Source organism: Dyella telluris (assembly GCF_014297575.1).
In the GTDB taxonomy this organism is placed as follows: Bacteria; Pseudomonadota; Gammaproteobacteria; order Xanthomonadales; family Rhodanobacteraceae; genus Dyella; species Dyella telluris.
The window spans coordinates 2,807,960-2,825,380 of the sequence record NZ_CP060412.1 but is presented as its reverse complement, the minus strand read 5'-3'; the positions used below and the strand labels follow the sequence as shown (position 1 = coordinate 2,825,380).

Below are 17,421 nucleotides of genomic sequence, written 5' to 3'. Positions count from 1 at the left end.
GTCCGGCGGCGTGCCAACATCCGTTCGCCGCCACGTCAGGCCGTGAGGCGGCGTGGATCCAGCATGCCGGCCGTCAGCCCTGCATCCTGCAAATGACCCGGCAACGGCAGGCCCAGCGCGAGATGCGCACACACTTCGCCCATGGCGGCCGAGGTCTGGATGCCGTAACCACCTTGCGCGGCCACCCAGAAGAAGCCGTCAACGCCCGGCGCAAAGCCACCGACCAGGTCGCCATCCGGGACGAACGAACGCAGGCCGGCCCACGTCCGCGTGGGGCGGCGGATGGTCATGCGGGTCGCTTCTTCGATGCGATGGATGCCCATCGCAATGTCGAGCTCTTCCGGTTGTACGTCATGCGGCGGCACCGGGTCGGCGTTTGCGGGACAACCGAGCAATAAACCGGCGTCTGGCTTGAAGTAGAAGCTCTCATCAACGTCCATCACGAACGGCCAGCTCGATGTGTTCAAGCCCGAAGGCGGTTCGAACAGGAACGCGGAACGACGTTTGGGCTGGATACCGATGGGCGCGACGCCGGCGAGTGCAGCGACCTGGTCCACCCACGCACCGGCTGCATTGAGCAGCAAGGGCGCACGGAACTGCTCCTGGCCTGCGTCGATGAACCAATGCCCCGGACCACGTTCGATCGAACGAATGTCGATACCCAGCCGCAACTGACCGCCTCTTGCGCGTAGTCCGCGCAGGAAGCCCTGGTGCAGTTCGTTCACGTCGATATCAGCCGCGGCGGGTTCATACAGTCCGATCTGCGCCGCCTCGGGACGCAACACCGGCACGGTCTGCTGCAGCCAGGCCGCATCCACCACGCGCAATCCGTGCGTGCGTGGTGCCATCTCCGCATGCAGGGCATGCACCGTGTCGATCTGTGCCTCAGTGCCAATGCTCAACGAACCCCGTGGCGTAAGAATCGGGTGAGTGGTGAAACCCTCGGGGGGATGGTCGAAGAAGCGACGCGCCGCGCGCGTCAGCGCACGCACCTGGGCCGACCCGTAGGTTTCGGAAAAGAGCGCGGCCGAGCGTCCGGTGGAATGCATGCCCGCATGATCTTCGCGCTCCAGCACCAGCACGCGCGCATGCGGCGCAAGAAAATAGGCCACGGAGGCACCGGCCATGCCGGCACCGATCACGATGACGTCGGCGTCGTGGAGCTTGCTCATGCGGTATCACTTTCCCGGATGGATTGGCGTGCCACCACGCTGGTGGCAGTAAGGTCGGCGGTTACGTTGCCCAGGGTGGCCAGCGCATCAGGCAAGGCATCGACGGCGAGCATCAACCCCAGCGGCCCCACCGGCACACCCATCGCCTGCGCGACAGGAAGGTTGGTCGCCATGAAACTCACCGCGCCGGGCAGCCCCACCGAACCCAGGCTGATCACCACCGCCAGCAGTGCCGCCGCGAACAACGGTGCGGCGCCCACGTGAATGCCGTAGGCCCATGCGATGAAACATGCCGATGCCACGTACTGCACCGGGCTGGTCAGGCGGAACAGGCTCACTGCCATGGGCAGCACCAGCGCATTCACCTGGGCGGGATAGCCCAGCCGCTGTTCCGCGCTTTCCAGCATGGCCGGCAGCGATGCCAGCGAGGACTGCGTGCTGGCTGCAACGATCTGCGCCGGCACCAGCGCCGGCACGAACCGGCGCAGGGTTTCGCCACCCCACACCATGGCTACCGGCAGCATCAACAAGGTGACGGCGAGATACAGCAGGCATTCGACCAGCACGTAGATGCCGAGCGCCCCCAGCATATGCAGGCCGGCGCGCGCGCATACCGCCAGGATCAGGGCGAACACGCCCAGCGGCGCCACCCACAGCACCCAGCGCACGATCACGATCATGGTGTCGGCGATGGCGCGGAAGAACGACACCACCAGTTCGCGCTGTCTAGCCTCGATGCGGGTCAGGCCAAAACCGAAGAACAGCGCAAACACCACCAGCGGCAACATGGCGCTCTGTGCGGCGGCACTTATCGCATTGGACGGCACGATGCCGTTGAACCATTCCGCCCAGCCCACGCCCTGCGTGGACGGCGGCACATGCGTGGCGACGGCGCTTTCCAGCGCCGAGGTCAACGCCGGGTTATGCGGAAACAGCGCGAACAACCGTGGTGCGGCAGCTGCGGCGAACAAGGCGCCTGCCGAGAGGATCAGGATGAAGGCGACGATGGCACGCCGGGCAATGCGTCCCGATGCGGCCGCATCGCTGGCCGTGTTGACCCCGACCACCACCAGCGCGAACACCAGCGGCACCACGGTCATCTGCAGTGCGTTGAGCCACAACCGCCCGAACGGTTGCACGGCGTCGGCCACCTGCACCGCGGCGGTGGGCGACCACGACGCCAGCACCAGGCCGCCGGCGGCGCCCAGCACCAGACCCACCAGTACCCGCGCGGTCGGGCTCAAGGCTGTTTACCCACGACAGGCAGATGCCAGGACGCACGCAGCCGTGCGTACTCGCTTTGCGGCAACAGCACGAACACTGGCTGTTCTTCCGGCTTCATCCAGGCCAGCAGGCGACGCATCACCGGTTCGGGCATGGCCGTGCATCCGGCGGTGGCATCCGTGGGCGACGCCCACAGGTGGGCGAAGATACAGCTGCCGCCGCCGCGCTTGCCGCCAGCGTTGTGCTCGATGACGAAACCGATCTTGTAGCGCTGGTCGCCATCCATGTGCAGGTCGCGCCGCATCGGCTCGCTGGCGCCCTCCACCGCCTTCGCGCCGACCTTCTTCGCATCGACGATCTGGTTGTAGTACGGCGAACCGTCCACATCGACGCACCAGTCGGTATCGGTCATGGCGCTGTAGGGCATGCGCGTATCCGCTTGCGCCCCGTAGCCGAAGACCTCGCCGACGCGATACACGCCCGCCGCGGCCCGACCATCGCCTTCGTGCTTCTGCGGGCCATCGGTCTGCGCTTCGTTCAGGCCGATGCCCCACGCCGCACCGGCGCGGCCCACCGTGACGTTCTGTGCGTCCACCACCGGCTTCCAGCCGTCCCCGGTGCGTTCGAACGCACGCAACACGCCGTGGTCGGCATTCCAGTCGGGCGTGATGACCAGCACCATCTGGCGCGAACCCTGCCAACCGTTGCTCTCCTGCGCGGCGAACGCCGACGACATGGGCCAGGCAGCCGCTGCTGCCAGCGTGGCCGCCAGGAAACGACAGATCATGAAACGACGGGACTGTGGATTCATGCGATACCGTGGATGAGTGGCCTAGGGCTCCAGCATCTGCTGGACGCGTTCAAGATTGGCGAGCAGCTGCAGGTGGCGTTGCTCGTCTCCCTCGCACAGCAGAACGAACACGCTGTCGAGCAGGTGCTGCAGGGCGGACTGGTAAAGCAGCGGCTGGATATACGGGCGGTCGTCGTGCGCGGACACCAGCAGGGCCACGTCCGCCAGCGCGCGCAAGGGGTTGGAGGTATGCCGCGTCACCGTGACCAGGCGCCCCTGCTGCTCCTTGAAGAAGCGGCCAACCTTGCACAAGGCGGGATGATGGCCCTGCTCGGAGAACACCAGCAGCAAATCGCCCGCGCCCGCGGCCGACACGCTGGCCGCCAGTCGCGCCGGGTCCGCGTTGTGCACGGACGGAATGCCGAGCAGCGACAGGCGCAGCGCGAAGCTGCGCGCATGGATGTCGTCGTCACCCAGACCCACCATGAACACCTTGCCGGTGGAACCGGCGCTGGCCAGTGCCTGGGCCACCGCCTGCAGGGTGTCGTCCGGATTGATCAGGCGCGTTTCTTCTTCCGCCTCGGACTTGCACCGCCACAGGCTGCGGCCATCCGACTCGCCCTCGGCCGCACGCGCCTGCGCGTCCACCTGGGCCGCATCGCCGTTGTCGGCGCGCGCGATGGCCTCGCCTACGGAATATTTCAGGTCCGGGTAACCCTTGAAGCCCAGCTTCTGCGTGAACTTCACCACGCTGGACTGGCTGATGCCCAGCGCGTTGGCCAGCTGCTGCGAGGAGTAGTCGCGCAGCAGCTGCGCGTTCTCGAGGATGAAGTCGGCAACGCGACGCTCGACCGCCGACATCTGGTCGCGCTCGGCGCGGATTTTCACCAGCGGCGACATGTCAGCCTTCCAGCCTCTCGAGCCCGCGGATTTCCCGGATGCCCAGCCCCGGCGCATCGCCTACCGAGATCTCCGACTCGTTGAACACCACGCTACCGTCCACCGGGTTGTACTGGCACAACGACGGGCCATCCAGATCGACCTTGGTGATCACCGAGGACTTGGCCACCGCCACGTGCACCGCCGCGGCCACGCTGATGCTGCTTTCCAGCATGCAACCGATCATGCACTCCACGCCGTACATGGCGGCAATGTCGGCGATACGGATGGCATTGGAGATGCCACCGGTCTTCATCAGTTTGATGTTGATGATGTCGGCCGCGCGCATGCGGATCAGCTCGATGACTTCCATCGGGCCAAACACGCTTTCGTCGGCCATGATGGGCGTATGCACCCGTTCGGTGACATAACGCATGCCTTCCAGGTCACGCGCTTTCACCGGCTGCTCCACCAACTCCAGCCGGATGCCGGCATCTTCCAGCGTCTGCACGGCATACACCGCCTGCTTGGCGGACCAGCCCTGGTTGGCATCCAGACGCAGCAGCGCGCGGTTATCCACCGCGGCGTAGATGGCCTTGATGCGCTCGATATCGACGCCGATATCCTTGCCCACCTTGATCTTCAGTGACTCGAAGCCGCGCTCCACCGCGCTCACCGAATCGGCCACCATTTTGTCGATGTAATCCACGCTGATGGTGATGTCGGTGGTGATCACCGGGGCCCCGCCACCGAGCAGCTTGTACAGCGGCGCGCTGTAGAGCTGGCCCCACAGGTCGTACACGGCAATCTCCACCGCGGCCTTGGCGCTGGTGTTCTTCTCCAGCGCGGTCTGGATAAGCTGGGTGATGCGATTGAGGTCCGCGATGTCCTCGCCGATCAGGCGCGGCGCGATGTAGTGGCGGATCGCATCGATGATCGAGCCATGCGTGTCGCCGGTGATCACCGCTGTCGCCGGCGCCTCGCCATGGCCTACGTGACCGCTGTCGGTATGCACCATCACCACGATGTCCTCGACCTGGTTGACGGTACGCAGCGCCGTCTTGAACGGCGTTTTCAGCGGTACCCGCAGCATGCCGAACTGGATGTCGGTGATCTTCATGAGGGGAAGTCTGTCCTTGAAGAGGAGTCGGTCAGGGGCGTACGTGCACGATGCTGGTCATGCGGTCGACGTAGGTGTGCTTGTCGTCGTACATCAGCGGCAGCAGCGGCGTCACCGACACTTCGTTGAGCTTGACGCGGCGCATGCCGCCCTTGCCGTCGCGATAGGAAATGCCGCCGGTGTCATGAATGACGTAAGGCTCGCCGTCCAGCTTGCCGATCACCATCATCACGTGGCCGGGGATGTAGACCAGATCTCCTACCTTCAGCGCCATGGCGGCCTTGAGGCGCGCATCGTGACTGTCCTTGTCGCCAAAGGCCTGGTGCGTGAAGCCCGGGCTGATCGCCTGCTTGCTGGTGTTGCGCGGCATCTCAACGCCCATGCTGCGATAGACATCCGACACGAAGCCGCTGCAGTCGCGTCCGTCGTAGTCGTGGCCCCAGCCGTAGCGTTCGCCGAGAAACTTGAAGGCCTGGCGGATGATGTTGCCCTCGGTCAGCGGCAGATAGTCGTCCTGCGTATCGGCCACGCGCTGGATCAGCGCCGGCGAAAAGGCCAGCTTGCCATCCGCCTGCTGGATGGGCAGTTGCACCACATGCGATGCATACGGGGACTGACCATTCACCGGCTGGTCCGGCGGGAGATCGGACAGCACCGGCACGGCGATGCCCATGTCCAGCTGCAGCTGCGACACCGCCGGTTGCTCGGGCGTGAACACCGTGGTGACGGTGCCACCGGTGACCACGCGATGCGGCGTGCGCCCGGCATACGCCAGCACATCCGCTGCCGGGCCTTCGGCCACATTCTCGCGCAGCGTCCATGCGGCATAGCGCGGACTCACCACGAACAACCAGTGACCGTCCCGGCTGGTGTGCGCGATGAGCACCGGCGTGCCCGGGAACTCCGCGGTTTCCTGGAAGCGGTCGATATCGGTGTCGTCGTTGGAGGTGAACACCCGCGTGCTGGTCGGAAAGGTGCGCAGCGCTGCACGCTGCACCACCATGCCGTAGCGCGCGGGCTGTTGCGCAGGCACGGCGTCCAGCGCCAACGCGTCCGTCAGCTCATTGCGCAGGCTGTCGGGCACCGGCTGTCCCTTGATGTCGTACAGCTTGCGCTTGGGGTACTGGGACAGGTCGTTGATCCAGCCGGTGACCGTCGCCCGATCGATCTGTGCGGGCAACGCATGCAGGTCGTGCATGGACGCATCGACCTTGAACAGGTTGGCGTTGTGGCTGCGAATGTCACTGGCATCGAGCAGCACGCGTTCGGGTTGCGTCGACTGCCTGATCCAGAAATCCGGGCCGAGCATCGCGTTATTGGCGATGCCGATGACGCCCGATGGCGGCACCGGCAAGGTATCGGGCCCCTTGTCCGCCAGGACGGGCACGGACGCCAGGGCAAGCATCAGACAGATCGGCAGGCGAGACATGAATCGCATGGTGACTCCTAGGCAATGGCCAGCGACGACATCACTTGCGCCACCAGCAGACCAAACCCGGTACCGAGGATATAGCCGAGCAGCGCAAGCAGGATGCCCACCGGCACCAGCGAGCGCGAGTAGCTGGCCGCGAGGATGGGCGTGGCAGCCACGCCGCCGATGCATGCCAGCGAGGAGATGCCGCACAGGTAGAGGTCGAAATGGAATACGCGCGCCGCGCCCGCCAGCAGCACGGCATGGATGGCGATGATGCATAGGCCGCAGATGATGTAGAGCGGCGCCGAAGCGATGCCGTCGAAGTTGCTCTGCGAGGCCAGGATGGCCACCACGCTGATCAACATGGCGCTGGAAATGGTGTTGGCACCCGCAAAACGCGCCAGCGGCGTGTGCGCAGCCACCAGCCCGAATGCCGTGGCCAGCATGATGGTCCAGGTGGTCGGCGAGATCATGTCCGAGGTCGGCAGGCGATCACCCACCCACGATGCGAACGCGGCCGCCAGCAGCGCCATGCCCAGCCATAGCAGCACGTTGTCCGGCGTGGTGGGGCCATGGCTGCGCGTTTCCTCGACCACCATGTCGGCGCTGGATTTGGCGCGGGTCCACTGGTTGAACTGCGTGGCCACCCTGCCCAGCCCGAACAGCACCACCACCCACATCGAGTAGCACAGCGCATCGGTGAGCAGGGAGAACGCCAGCAACTTGTCCGGCATGCCGATGGCCTGTTTCACCGCCACCATGTTCGCCGTGCCGCCGATCCAGCTGCCGGACAACGCCGCCAGCGGCTGCCACGCTTTGCCGGGCAACCAGTGACGGAACACCAGGAAGGTGCCGACAAAGGCAATGAACAGGCACACCATGGTCACGAAAAACACGGCCAACACGCGCGGTCCCAGCCGGTAGATGGCGCGCAGGTCGCAGTTGATCATCAGCAGGAACAGCAGGGCCGGCACCAGGTGCGCGATCAGCAGGGTCTGGGTCGAACGGATCTCGTCGTTGACCTGCCACAGCCCGGACACCGCCAGGGCAGTCACCAGCAGATAAGTCAGCACGATGGGCGGAAGGACTTCGAAGAACCGCCACTGGAAGCGCCGCTCGAGAGCGGGAAACAAGCCCGCGGCCAGCAACATGACAGCGAGATAAGGCCAGGCCGTGTGGATCATGCGTCCCCTCTGACTCCCCGAGGCATTCGTTTTAGGAATACCTTTCCCAAGTTTTGGAATATCTAATTCAATCGAAGTTCGACCGGAGCATAATTTATTGACCGTCGAATGCAAGCGTGCTACACAACGGCTTCGCCTGGTTCTCGCGGGGAAGTGGCAGGTGCGGACGCTTCAGGGTTCCTTATCGTTTCGACGCTGGCGCACGCTGCCGATGGCATGGGCGCTGTCCTGCCTTCCCGCCATGCTCATGGCAACGCCTGTCGATGGCTCCCCGGTGCAGCGGGCCATCGCCCAGATCGATGCCGGGCACTTCAAGGCAGCCGAGTCGGACATCAGCAAGGCGCTGGCCCAGCCCGGCCTTCCGGGCGAGTCGCGCGAAGCACTCTTGTTCCAGCGCGAACGCATGCGCCGCATCCTGCTCGACTTCACCCTGGACACCGACGCCGCCAAGGCGCGCGTACGCAAGCAGGTGCCCGACCTCACCGACGCGGAGTTCGCCCGCTGGGACCAGCAGGGCCTGATCGAGCACCAGGTGATCGACGGCCGCACGCTCTACTTCAAGCGCGCGCCGAGCAACCTGTTCCTGCTCAGCCCCGAGGCCGCAGCGCGGCGCACCCACCCCGTGCCATCGAGCGACAGCCCGCTGGAATCGATCAGCGACCACCATCGCGAAGCCCGGCGCGAAGCGCTTGCCACGCACCGCAGCAGCGTCACGCCAAACCATGTGCGCGTCACCGAAACGGTGACCGTGCGCGCCGATGCCGTACCGGCGGGCGAAACCATCCGCGCGTGGCTGCCCTTCCCTCGCGAACTGGCCGGCCAGCAGGAAGGCGTGCGCCTGGTCGACAGCCAGCCCGATGGAGCACAGGTAGCTCCAGTGGATACGCTGCAACGCACGGCCTACATGGAAAAGAAGGCGCAGGCGGGCAAGCCGACCACGTTTGCCGTGACCTACGAGCTGACCGTGTACGCGCAGTACCACGACATCGATGCCTCGAAGGTCGTGCCCACCACGATCACGCCGGAGCTCGCTCCCTACGTGGCCGAGCGTGCACCGCACATCGTGTTCACCGATGACCTGCGCGCGTACTCGCGCAAGGTGGTCGGCGACGAGAAGAACCCGTACCGCATCGCGCAGAAGCTGTTCGCCGCGGTGGACCAGATTCCCTGGGCCGGTGCGCGCGAATACTCCACCATCAGCAACATCAGCGATTACACGCTGCACGCCGGTCATGGCGACTGCGGCGAACAGACCATGCTGCTGATCGCACTGCTGCGCCTCAACGGCATTCCTGCCCGCTGGCAATCGGGCTGGATTTTCTCCGACGGCAAATACGAAAACATCCACGACTGGGGCCAGCTGTACCTGGCCCCTTACGGCTGGGTGCCGATGGACGTGACCTTCGGCCAGCTGCATCCGGCCAAGGGCGATGATCCGGCCCTGCAGTGGTTCTACCTCGGCGGACTGGACGCTTACCGCATCGCGTTCAACAGCGACTTCAGCCAGCCCTTCGTACCGAACAAACAGTTCTTCCGGTCCGAAACGGTGGATTCGCAGCGTGGCGAGCTGGAGTGGCGCGGTGGCAACCTGTACTTCGACCAGTGGGACTACGACTTCACCTGGCAGCTGCTACCGCCCGCCAGGGCGGCCAGCGCGACACGCTAAATCCCTTACCCTTCCTCGCTGCCTGCACGGTTCAGGCCGCTTCATTCACCAGGCAAGCGCATGACGGCATCACCGCACCACCAACTCGACGGCGTGGACCTGGACGCGCTGGCCGCGCGATTGGGCACGCCGCTCTACGTGTATTCCGCCAGTGCCATCCGCCAGCGCATCCAGTCGCTGCAGGCGGCCCTGCACGGCACCGATTCGCTGATCTGCTTCGCCGTAAAGGCCAACTCCAACCGCGGCGTGCTCGCCCTGATGCACGCGCAGGGCGTGGGCGCCGACATCGTGTCGGCCGGCGAACTGTGGCGAGCCATGCAGGCCGGCATCCCGCCCGAGCACATCGTGTTTTCCGGGGTGGGAAAGAGCGAGCAGGAGATCGTCGAGGCATTGGATGCCGGCATCCTGCGCTTCAACGTGGAATCGCACGACGAACTGCTCACCCTGCAACGACTGGCGCAATCCCGCGGCACCACCGCACGCGCCGCCGTGCGTATCAACCCTGACGTGGATGCGCAGACCCACGAGAAGATCTCCACCGGCAAGGCGGAGAACAAGTTCGGCGTGAGCATCGACGAGGCACGTCGCTGGTTTGCCGCCCGGCATGCGCTGAGCCATGTGCAGCTCGACGGCCTGCATGTGCATATCGGCTCGCAGATCCTGAGCCTCGGCCCTTACCGCGAAGCGCTGAAACGCGTGGCGGCGTTCTGGCGCGAACTGGCGGCCGGGGGACACGTCCTCGCCAGCATCGACGTGGGCGGCGGCCTGGGCGTGTGCTATCGCGAGGGTCATGACCATCCGGTCGACGCCGCCGACTACATCGCTACCGTGCGCGAGGCGCTGGCCGGTTTCGAAGGACGGCTACTGTTCGAGCCCGGCCGCTACCTGGTGGGTGAGGCGGGCGTACTGTTGACGCGCGCGATCCGCGTCAAGCACGGCGAGGAACGCAACTTCCTGGTACTGGATGCCGCCATGAATGATCTGGCCCGGCCCAGCCTTTACGACGCCTGGCACGACATTGCCCCGGTCGGCAGCAACACCCATCCGGCAACGACCTACGACATCGTAGGCCCCGTGTGCGAGACCGGCGACACCTTCGCCCGGGGCCGCACCCTGCCCGCCTGCTCGCCCGGGGACTTGTTGATGATACACACCGCAGGCGCGTACGGTGCCTCCATGTCGTCCACCTACAACTCGCGCCCGCTCGCGGCCGAAGTCATGGTGGACGATGGGCGCTACGCCGTCGTGCGGCAACGACAGCGTTTTGAGGACATGGTTGCCGGCGAGCAGCTGGCTGGTCACTGGGAGAGCGTATGAAGAACATCGGCTTGTTGTGCAGCGGCATCGCCATCGCGCTGGCGCTCGCCAGTAACGCAGCCATCGCGCAGAAAGATCCGCCGATCACGCTCGACACGCATGTCGACATCCCCTTTGCCTACATGCACGAGGCGCGCTTCGATTTCGGCAAGCAGACGCCGATGCAGGTGGACCTGGACAAAATGCGGCGCGGCGGGCTCGACGCGGTGTTCTTTATCGTTTACGTGGACCAGGGCCCACTGACACCGGCAGGCTGGGCACACGCGGTGGCGCAGGCGAAACAGAAGTACGACGCCATCGACCTGATGGTGAAGACGTACCCCGACCAGATCCGCCTTGCCACCACGCCCGACCAGGTGCGGGCCAACAAGAAGGCCGGCAAACTGTCGGCCATGATCGGCGTGGAGAACGGCTACTCGCTGGGCCACGACATCAAGAATCTGGATATCGCCTACCAGCGCGGCGCCCGCTACGTCGGCCTGGCCCACATGGGCAACAACGACCTGTGCAGCAGCTCCACGCCCGAAGCCGATCTGGGCGACACGCCACTGCCGGAGTACGGCATCACCGAATTCGGCCGCAGCGTGGTCAAGCGCGCCAACCAGCTGGGCATCATGGTGGACGTGTCGCATTCGTCCGACGCCTGCGTGGGCGAAGTGCTGGCGCTGTCCACCTCACCGGTGATCGCATCGCACTCCTCTTCGCGCGTGCTCGATGCGCATCCACGCAATCTGTCCGATGAACTGCTGCGCGCCATCGCGGCCAAGGGTGGCGTGATCCAGGCGGTGGCCGTGCAGGATTTCATCCGGCTCGACCCGGCGCGCGAACTCGCCATCAAGGCGCTGCAGGCGCAGGTGGCGAAGCAGGCCGGCGCGAAGCACTTCGACAGCGAGAAACACGAATACCTGCCCGCCTATATCGATGGCATGAAGCGCATCGATGCGGCACTGCCGCCGCCCAACGTGGATGACTATGTCGCCCATATCAAGCATATGGTCGAAGTGGCTGGCGTCGACCATGTTGGCATTGCCTCGGATTTCGACGGTGGCGGCGGCCTCGCCGGCTGGAGCGATGCCACGCAGACGCGCAATGTCACCGCTGCGCTGCGCAAGGCTGGTTTCAGCGATGACGACATCGCCAAGATCTGGGGCGGAAACCTGCTTCGTGTATGGGGCGAAGTCACCCAACGCGCCACCGCTGGCCACGCGGGCTGAGCCAATGCAAACGGCGGTAATCCTCCACCGTTGCATCCTGCCAGCCATGCTGTTGATGGCGCTGGCGTGTCCGGCGCATGCGGACGGCACGCCACGCGTGTCGCCCGCAACCACTGCGACGCAAGCAGGGCTGGTCGATATCCACCAGCTCTCGCCGGATATCGCCGAGGACATCAAATACGCGGGCAGCGACAATTTTGTCGGCGCACCGGTGGATGGTTACCTTGCACCGAAATGCCTGCTGCTCAAGCCGGCGGCCGAGGCACTGGCCCGGGTGGAGCACGACCTGCAGGCGCAACACCAGCGGCTGAAACTGTTCGACTGTTATCGCCCGGCGCGTGCCGTGAAGCACTTCGTGCGTTGGGCCGGCGATCTTGCTGACCAGCGCACCAAGGCGGCGCACTACCCCTTGCTCGACAAGAGCCAGCTGCTGGGTGACTACATTGCGCCGGTCTCGGGTCATAGCCGCGGGGCCACGGTCGACCTCACCCTGATGCAGTGCGATACCACCGGCGCCCATTGCACCCCGCTCGACATGGGTACGGACTTCGACTACTTCGGCACCCGCGCCAATACCGACTCGCCGGAGGCAAGCGCGGCGCAGCACGCCAACCGCGAGGTGCTCAGGCACGCGATGGAGCGCGAGGGCTTCCGCAATTACGCCATGGAGTGGTGGCACTACACACTGAGTCCCGAACCGACGCCCGACACCATCTACGACGTCCCCGTGCAGTAAGACCATGGCCAAGGGCCGAGGGCCAGACCCGATGCACAAGTTCACGCCGCTGTTCGCGCTGCTGCTGTTCATGACCGGGCTGGTCCATGCCAGGGACCCGGCGACCGAGGTCGATACCCTGATGGCCCGCTATCAGGGTGAGGTTCCCGGCGCGTCGCTGCTGGTGATCAAGGATGGCAAACCGGTGGTCAGCCGCGGCTACGGCTACGCGAATCTCGAGAAACACGAAGCGGCCACGCCGGCCACCAACTATCGCCTCGCTTCCGTCAGCAAGCAGTTCACTGCCGCCGCCATCCTGTTGCTCGCCGAACGCGGCAAGCTCGGCCTGGACGACCATGTCAGGCACTGGCTGCCGGAGCTTCCCGCCGAGCACGAGGCCATCACCATCCGCCAGTTGCTCAGTCATGCCGGCGGCCTGATCGATTACGAAGACCTGATGCCGGCGGACCAGACCACGCAGATCAGCGATGCCGACGTGCTGCGCCTGCTGGCGGCGGAACCACGCAGTTATTTCCCGCCTGGCACCTCCTACCGCTACAGCAACGGCGGCTATGTCTTGCTGGGGCTGATCGTGGAGCGCGCATCGAAGCAGTCACTGCAGGATTTCCTGGCCGACCATATTTTCCGTCCTCTGGGCATGACGCACACCTTGATGTATGTGCACGGCGGCCCTGAAGTAACGCATCGCGCCTACGGGTACAGCGAAGAGAATGGTCAGTGGACGCAGACCGACCAGAGCCCGACCAGTGCGACGCGCGGTGATGGCGGCATCTATTCGTCCATCGACGACCTGGCGAAGTGGGACGCCGCGCTCTACGACCACCGCCTGCTCTCCGATGCCTCGCGCCAGCTGGCCTTCAGCCCGCAGAACAAGGTCATCGGCGAAACCGATGTGGACAGCTACGGCTTCGGCTGGCGTATCCACGGCGATGTGCGGTGGCATTCCGGCGAGAGCATGGGCTTTCGCAACGTGATCATCCGCTGGCCGAAGCAACACCTCACGGTGATCCTGCTCAGCAACCGCAACGACCCTGAGCCCTACAGCACCGCACTGGCCATCGGCGAGCACTTTCTCCAGCCATGAACTAGGCGGCCACCTGCCAACACCCTGGCAGTTCGGCGACGTCCCGCCGGTCCATGGTCACGCGGGTGGCGTGCCAGCCCTGCGTGGCTTCGCACTCGGCAAGCTGGGTGGCGAAATCCAGGGCATCGCCCAGCGCACGGCGACGACCGATGGGCGAACCATCGCGCAAGACGGCCCAGTCGCCACCGTGTTGGTGCACGACGACGTATTCGACAGCGTGGGTGACCATGAGGGAACTCCTTACTGCGGGCTTCGCCCACAGATGTGATCCGAGTTCCTACAAATTAGGTCCCGCACGCGGGTGGAAACATGGGATTTTTCTGAAAGCAGCAAGGAAGCCGGACCGCTATCCGGCTTCCCCGATGCTGCTGCACGTCGCCCCGGCGTAACTCAGCTGCCGGCAAGACCCGTCGGCTGCATGGCCACGCAGGCGTCGCCCGCGCACTCGATCTGCACGTCGTCCGAGGCCGGACACTGCGAACGGAACATCGCCCGCTGCCCGTCGACCATCACCACGTGAATGGCGCGGTTGCACTGATGCGCGGCGGCCACATTCTGCGCCGCGTTGAACATCGTCTTGCCCACGCGGCTGTCCATGCTCGCGAGCCCATCGGCCAGCGTCGGGGCAGGAGCCGTCATGGCACCCGTCCGGGCGATGCCCGCGTTCGAATACACCGTGCCGCTGGCGTACGACGAAGACACCGGCACGCTCAACTTGTCCGGGTAGTGATGCGATGCTCCGTCGGAGAAATCGACCACGATGCCGATCAGTCCACCGAAAATCAGATTGCCCCACACCATGCCGCGGATGGTCGAGTCGTACGACTGCTGGGCGATCTGCTTGCCGTCCTTCTGGCAACTCACGCTCAGGTCATGCGAGGAACGATGGACCGTTGCCGTGCCCGGCGTGGTCACGCGAACCTGGCTTTCGCCGTTGCTCAACGTGCAGTCGGCATGCACGCTCTGGTTCGCCGCGCGCGTTTCCACTTCCACCTTCTGATAGCGACCTCCGACGATCGACGCGCACGCGGACACGCTCAAGGCGCACGCGATGACCACGCCCTTCTTCCATAAAAGCTTCATGTCATTCCCCTGACTTGGTATCCCGCGCATTACCGCACGTCCCCCCAATGGACGCGCGTAGCGCGGGAGATAAACAGGCGGCGGTGATGCGCGATGCATGCGCGTGACAGGAAACGGCTGTCTCTCGACAGCTACGCGCAATACAGTCAGCCCCCTGTGACTGTGGCCCGCATTCTTATCGAAGACGCCCGGGAAAAACGATAGGTCGCGTATCTAACTTATGGCCGATGCGACGCGGGTGGAGTGAACGCGAGCACCTGCGCGGTGTAGCTCTCGACCACCAGACTGAAGGGCCGGTTGGACTGGTCGAACAGCACCGCGCGATGCTGCAGCACGTGGTGCGGCAGGGTCAGCATGGCCTGGGCGGAGGCCGGCAACGTGGGCTGATTCTCCCAGCCTGGCGGCAGCGGCGACCACAGCAGTTCCGCCGAGAGCGTCTGGCGACGGAAGTGCAACGGCTGCACCACTTTGCCGAACGGCGTGTCGGTGGTGTCGAGCTCGTGGTTCATCGCGTCGGTCAGGCGCGCAGGCACGTACCAGTTGTCGGCTTCGGACAGCACGTGGCCGCCGCAGGCGAGCTGCACGCGACGGTAGCGCACCGGTTCGTCAGGACCGATCTGCAACTGCTCGCGCGCATCGGCCGGTAGCGGTTTGTCTTCGCCCTGCACGCGCTCGGCGATCACCTTCGCCTCGGGCGCCAGGTGATGGGCGCCACACCAGCGTTCCAGCGTCAGCGTGGCGCTGGGATGGCTGAGCAGTTCGGCATTGAGCGACTGCAGCAGGGCAAGCGCCTCGAGGCGCGACGTGGCGTCGTCATGCCAGCCCGGCACGGTCTCCGGCTCGCGCGCATGCAGCGGCGCAAGCAGCAGGGTGCTGCCCAGGCCCAGCGCGCAGGTCCATGTGGCACTGCGTCGCCGGCCGGCCACGCTCAGAGCCCCTTCGCTGCCTGGGCCACGGCACGGAACAATGCGCGGCCCTTGTTCATGGTCTCTTCCCACTCCGACGCGGGATCGGAGTCGTACACGATGCCCGCGCCTGCCTGCACATGCAGGCGACCGTCCTGGATCACGGCCGTGCGGATGGCGATGGCGGTATCCGCATCGCCCCACCAGCCGATCCAGCCGATGGCACCGGCGTAGATGTTGCGCTTGTACGGCTCCAGCTCCTGGATGATTTCCAGCGCGCGGATCTTGGGTGCACCACTGAGCGTGCCGGCAGGGAAGGTAGCCTTGAGGACGTCCATGTAACCGACGTCCGGCCGCACATCACCCTGCACCTGGGACACGATGTGCATGACGTGCGAGTAGCGCTCGACCACGAACGACTCGCTCACTTCCACACTACCCGTTTCACTGATGCGGCCGATGTCGTTGCGGCCCAGGTCGATCAGCATCACGTGCTCGGCGCGTTCCTTCGGATCGGCCAGCAGTTCGGCTTCCAGCGCCTGGTCCTCCTGCTCGGTGGCGCCGCGCTTGCGCGTGCCGGCCAGCGGGCGCACCACTACCTTGCCATCCTTCAGACGGGCCAGGATCTCGGGCGACGAACCGACGATCTGCGTGTTGCCCAGATCCACGAAGTACATGTACGGCGACGGATTCAGGGCGCGCAGTGCGCGGTATACGTCCACCGGGCGCGCATTGAAGCCCACGCTGAGGCGCTGCGACGGCACCACCTGGAAAATGTCGCCCGCGCGAATGTATTCCTTCGCGCGTTCCACCATCGCCTCGAACTCTTCCTTGGTGAACGACGACTTGAAGTCGCTTTCGTCCAGCGCGGTGCTCTGGCTGAGCTGCGGATAGGACACGCCACTCTGGCGCAGGCGGTAGACCAGCGCGTCGAGGCGGCGTTGCGCTTCGGCATAGGCGTGCGGCTGCGACGGGTCGGCATGCACGATCAGGTACAGGCGGCCCTTGAGGTTGTCGAACACCGCGACTTCCTCGGCCAGCATCAGCAGCACGTCGGGCGTGCCCAGTTCGTCCGCGCGGTCCCACTTCGCCAGTCGCGGCTCGATGTAACCGATGGTCTCGAAGCCGAAGTAGCCGACCAGGCCGCCGCTGAAGGCAGGCAGCTGGGGCAGGCGCGGCACGTCGTACTGCTTGCGCAGCGTTTCGATCTCGGCGAGCGGATCGGCCACATGGCGGCGCTCGGTGACTTCACCGGCGTCCTCCACCTCCAGTTCATGGCCGCGCAGGCGGTACACGCGCTTGGCGGGCAGGCCGATGATGGAATAGCGTCCCCAGGTTGCCCCACCCTCGACCGATTCGAACAGGAAGGTGTACGGGCCGTCGGCCAGCTTCAGGTACACCGACAGCGGCGTGTCGAGGTCGGAAAAAACCTCGCGCACCAGCGGGATACGGGTATGACCCTGCGCTGCCAGCGCGTCGAAATCGTCTCGGGAAATCACGTGGGGGATCCGGATGGCCAAGCTTGAACGGCCATTGTAGGGGCACCAGCCTCGCGAACCGAAGCCCGGGCAACCACGCCGGCCGCGCCAGCCATGTCGACAGGCCCTAGGAAACTGCCCGCTTGTCCGGCCAT

General features: G+C 65.3%; 16 protein-coding genes. 5 read left to right on the top strand and 11 right to left on the bottom strand.

Translation table 11 applies throughout. The annotated features are described in order from the left end of the window. Window positions 1-35: 35 nt before the first annotated feature. The 7 genes from H8F01_RS12465 to H8F01_RS12435 form a co-directional block, all read right to left on the bottom strand. Complete coding sequence (locus H8F01_RS12465) at window positions 36-1,172, bottom strand: NAD(P)/FAD-dependent oxidoreductase (RefSeq protein WP_187055435.1); 1,137 nt, start codon at window positions 1,170-1,172, stop codon at window positions 36-38. Beyond that, window positions 1,169-2,416, bottom strand: a complete 1,248-nt coding sequence (locus tag H8F01_RS12460) for a dicarboxylate/amino acid:cation symporter (RefSeq protein ID WP_187055434.1) — start codon at window positions 2,414-2,416, stop codon at window positions 1,169-1,171. The genes H8F01_RS12465 and H8F01_RS12460 overlap by 4 nt, the downstream gene beginning before the upstream one ends. Next, window positions 2,413-3,132: a L,D-transpeptidase family protein gene (locus tag H8F01_RS12455; RefSeq protein ID WP_187059277.1), complete on the bottom strand. Its 720-nt coding sequence runs from the start codon at window positions 3,130-3,132 to the stop codon at window positions 2,413-2,415. The genes H8F01_RS12460 and H8F01_RS12455 overlap by 4 nt, the downstream gene beginning before the upstream one ends. A gap of 96 nt (window positions 3,133-3,228) precedes the next feature. Continuing rightward, entirely contained in the window at window positions 3,229-4,086 is an 858-nt protein-coding gene (locus H8F01_RS12450) for a MurR/RpiR family transcriptional regulator (RefSeq protein WP_187055433.1), read from the bottom strand. A 1-nt stretch (window position 4,087) separates the two neighbouring features. Next, window positions 4,088-5,185 carry a dipeptide epimerase gene (locus tag H8F01_RS12445; RefSeq protein ID WP_187055432.1) on the bottom strand — a complete coding sequence of 366 codons (1,098 nt, stop codon included), beginning with the start codon at window positions 5,183-5,185 and terminating at the stop codon, window positions 4,088-4,090. Between the two features lie 31 nt (window positions 5,186-5,216). Continuing rightward, entirely contained in the window at window positions 5,217-6,614 is a 1,398-nt protein-coding gene (locus H8F01_RS12440; protein WP_187059276.1) for a C40 family peptidase, read from the bottom strand. Between the two features lie 17 nt (window positions 6,615-6,631). Beyond that, window positions 6,632-7,783 (bottom strand): DUF819 family protein, encoded by a 1,152-nt coding sequence (locus H8F01_RS12435; RefSeq protein ID WP_187055431.1) that lies wholly within the window; start codon window positions 7,781-7,783, stop codon window positions 6,632-6,634. 211 nt (window positions 7,784-7,994) lie between these two features. Here H8F01_RS12435 and H8F01_RS12430 point away from each other — a divergent pair, with 211 nt between their 5' ends. The 5 genes from H8F01_RS12430 to H8F01_RS12410 are packed head-to-tail and all read left to right on the top strand — an operon-like array spanning window position 7,995 to window position 13,800. Continuing rightward, entirely contained in the window at window positions 7,995-9,449 is a 1,455-nt protein-coding gene (locus H8F01_RS12430; RefSeq protein ID WP_187059275.1) for a transglutaminase-like domain-containing protein, read from the top strand. 60 nt (window positions 9,450-9,509) lie between these two features. Then, window positions 9,510-10,766, top strand: coding sequence for a diaminopimelate decarboxylase (lysA, locus tag H8F01_RS12425; RefSeq protein ID WP_187055430.1), 1,257 nt, complete (start codon window positions 9,510-9,512; stop codon window positions 10,764-10,766). Then, on the top strand, window positions 10,763-11,980 hold the full coding sequence (locus tag H8F01_RS12420) for a dipeptidase (RefSeq protein ID WP_187055429.1): 1,218 nt from the start codon (window positions 10,763-10,765) through the stop codon (window positions 11,978-11,980). The genes lysA and H8F01_RS12420 overlap by 4 nt, the downstream gene beginning before the upstream one ends. A 4-nt stretch (window positions 11,981-11,984) precedes the next feature. Then, window positions 11,985-12,716: a M15 family metallopeptidase gene (locus tag H8F01_RS12415; RefSeq protein ID WP_187055428.1), complete on the top strand. Its 732-nt coding sequence runs from the start codon at window positions 11,985-11,987 to the stop codon at window positions 12,714-12,716. A 31-nt stretch (window positions 12,717-12,747) separates the two neighbouring features. Beyond that, entirely contained in the window at window positions 12,748-13,800 is a 1,053-nt protein-coding gene (locus H8F01_RS12410) for a serine hydrolase domain-containing protein (protein ID WP_187059274.1), read from the top strand. 1 nt (window position 13,801) lies between these two features. Here the strand turns inward: H8F01_RS12410 and H8F01_RS12405 are convergent, their stop codons facing one another. From H8F01_RS12405 to trpE, 4 genes are all read right to left on the bottom strand, one after another. Then, on the bottom strand, window positions 13,802-14,029 hold the full coding sequence (locus H8F01_RS12405; RefSeq protein WP_187055427.1) for a hypothetical protein: 228 nt from the start codon (window positions 14,027-14,029) through the stop codon (window positions 13,802-13,804). Between the two features lie 161 nt (window positions 14,030-14,190). Continuing rightward, entirely contained in the window at window positions 14,191-14,883 is a 693-nt protein-coding gene (locus H8F01_RS12400) for a hypothetical protein (protein WP_187055426.1), read from the bottom strand. A 218-nt stretch (window positions 14,884-15,101) separates the two neighbouring features. Further along, a complete protein-coding gene (locus H8F01_RS12395) occupies window positions 15,102-15,809 on the bottom strand; it encodes a GntR family transcriptional regulator (protein WP_238480968.1) in 708 nt (235 codons plus the stop codon). 2 nt (window positions 15,810-15,811) lie between these two features. Then, on the bottom strand, window positions 15,812-17,287 hold the full coding sequence (trpE, locus tag H8F01_RS12390; RefSeq protein ID WP_187055425.1) for an anthranilate synthase component I: 1,476 nt from the start codon (window positions 17,285-17,287) through the stop codon (window positions 15,812-15,814). Window positions 17,288-17,421: the final 134 nt, after the last annotated feature.

Coding starts and splice junctions, on each gene's coding strand:
- lysA (WP_187055430.1), top strand. CDS start 9,510: ATGACGGCATCACCGCACCACCAACTCGACGGCGTGGACCTGGACGCG.
- H8F01_RS12420 (WP_187055429.1), top strand. CDS start 10,763: ATGAAGAACATCGGCTTGTTGTGCAGCGGCATCGCCATCGCGCTGGCG.
- H8F01_RS12440 (WP_187059276.1), bottom strand. CDS start 6,614: ATGTCTCGCCTGCCGATCTGTCTGATGCTTGCCCTGGCGTCCGTGCCC.
- H8F01_RS12465 (WP_187055435.1), bottom strand. CDS start 1,172: ATGAGCAAGCTCCACGACGCCGACGTCATCGTGATCGGTGCCGGCATG.
- H8F01_RS12455 (WP_187059277.1), bottom strand. CDS start 3,132: ATGTCGTCGGCGTTCGCCGCGCAGGAGAGCAACGGTTGGCAGGGTTCG.
- H8F01_RS12430 (WP_187059275.1), top strand. CDS start 7,995: ATGGCATGGGCGCTGTCCTGCCTTCCCGCCATGCTCATGGCAACGCCT.
- H8F01_RS12435 (WP_187055431.1), bottom strand. CDS start 7,783: ATGATCCACACGGCCTGGCCTTATCTCGCTGTCATGTTGCTGGCCGCG.
- H8F01_RS12405 (WP_187055427.1), bottom strand. CDS start 14,029: ATGGTCACCCACGCTGTCGAATACGTCGTCGTGCACCAACACGGTGGC.
- H8F01_RS12450 (WP_187055433.1), bottom strand. CDS start 4,086: ATGTCGCCGCTGGTGAAAATCCGCGCCGAGCGCGACCAGATGTCGGCG.
- H8F01_RS12415 (WP_187055428.1), top strand. CDS start 11,985: ATGCAAACGGCGGTAATCCTCCACCGTTGCATCCTGCCAGCCATGCTG.
- H8F01_RS12400 (WP_187055426.1), bottom strand. CDS start 14,883: ATGAAGCTTTTATGGAAGAAGGGCGTGGTCATCGCGTGCGCCTTGAGC.
- H8F01_RS12445 (WP_187055432.1), bottom strand. CDS start 5,185: ATGAAGATCACCGACATCCAGTTCGGCATGCTGCGGGTACCGCTGAAA.
- H8F01_RS12410 (WP_187059274.1), top strand. CDS start 12,748: ATGCACAAGTTCACGCCGCTGTTCGCGCTGCTGCTGTTCATGACCGGG.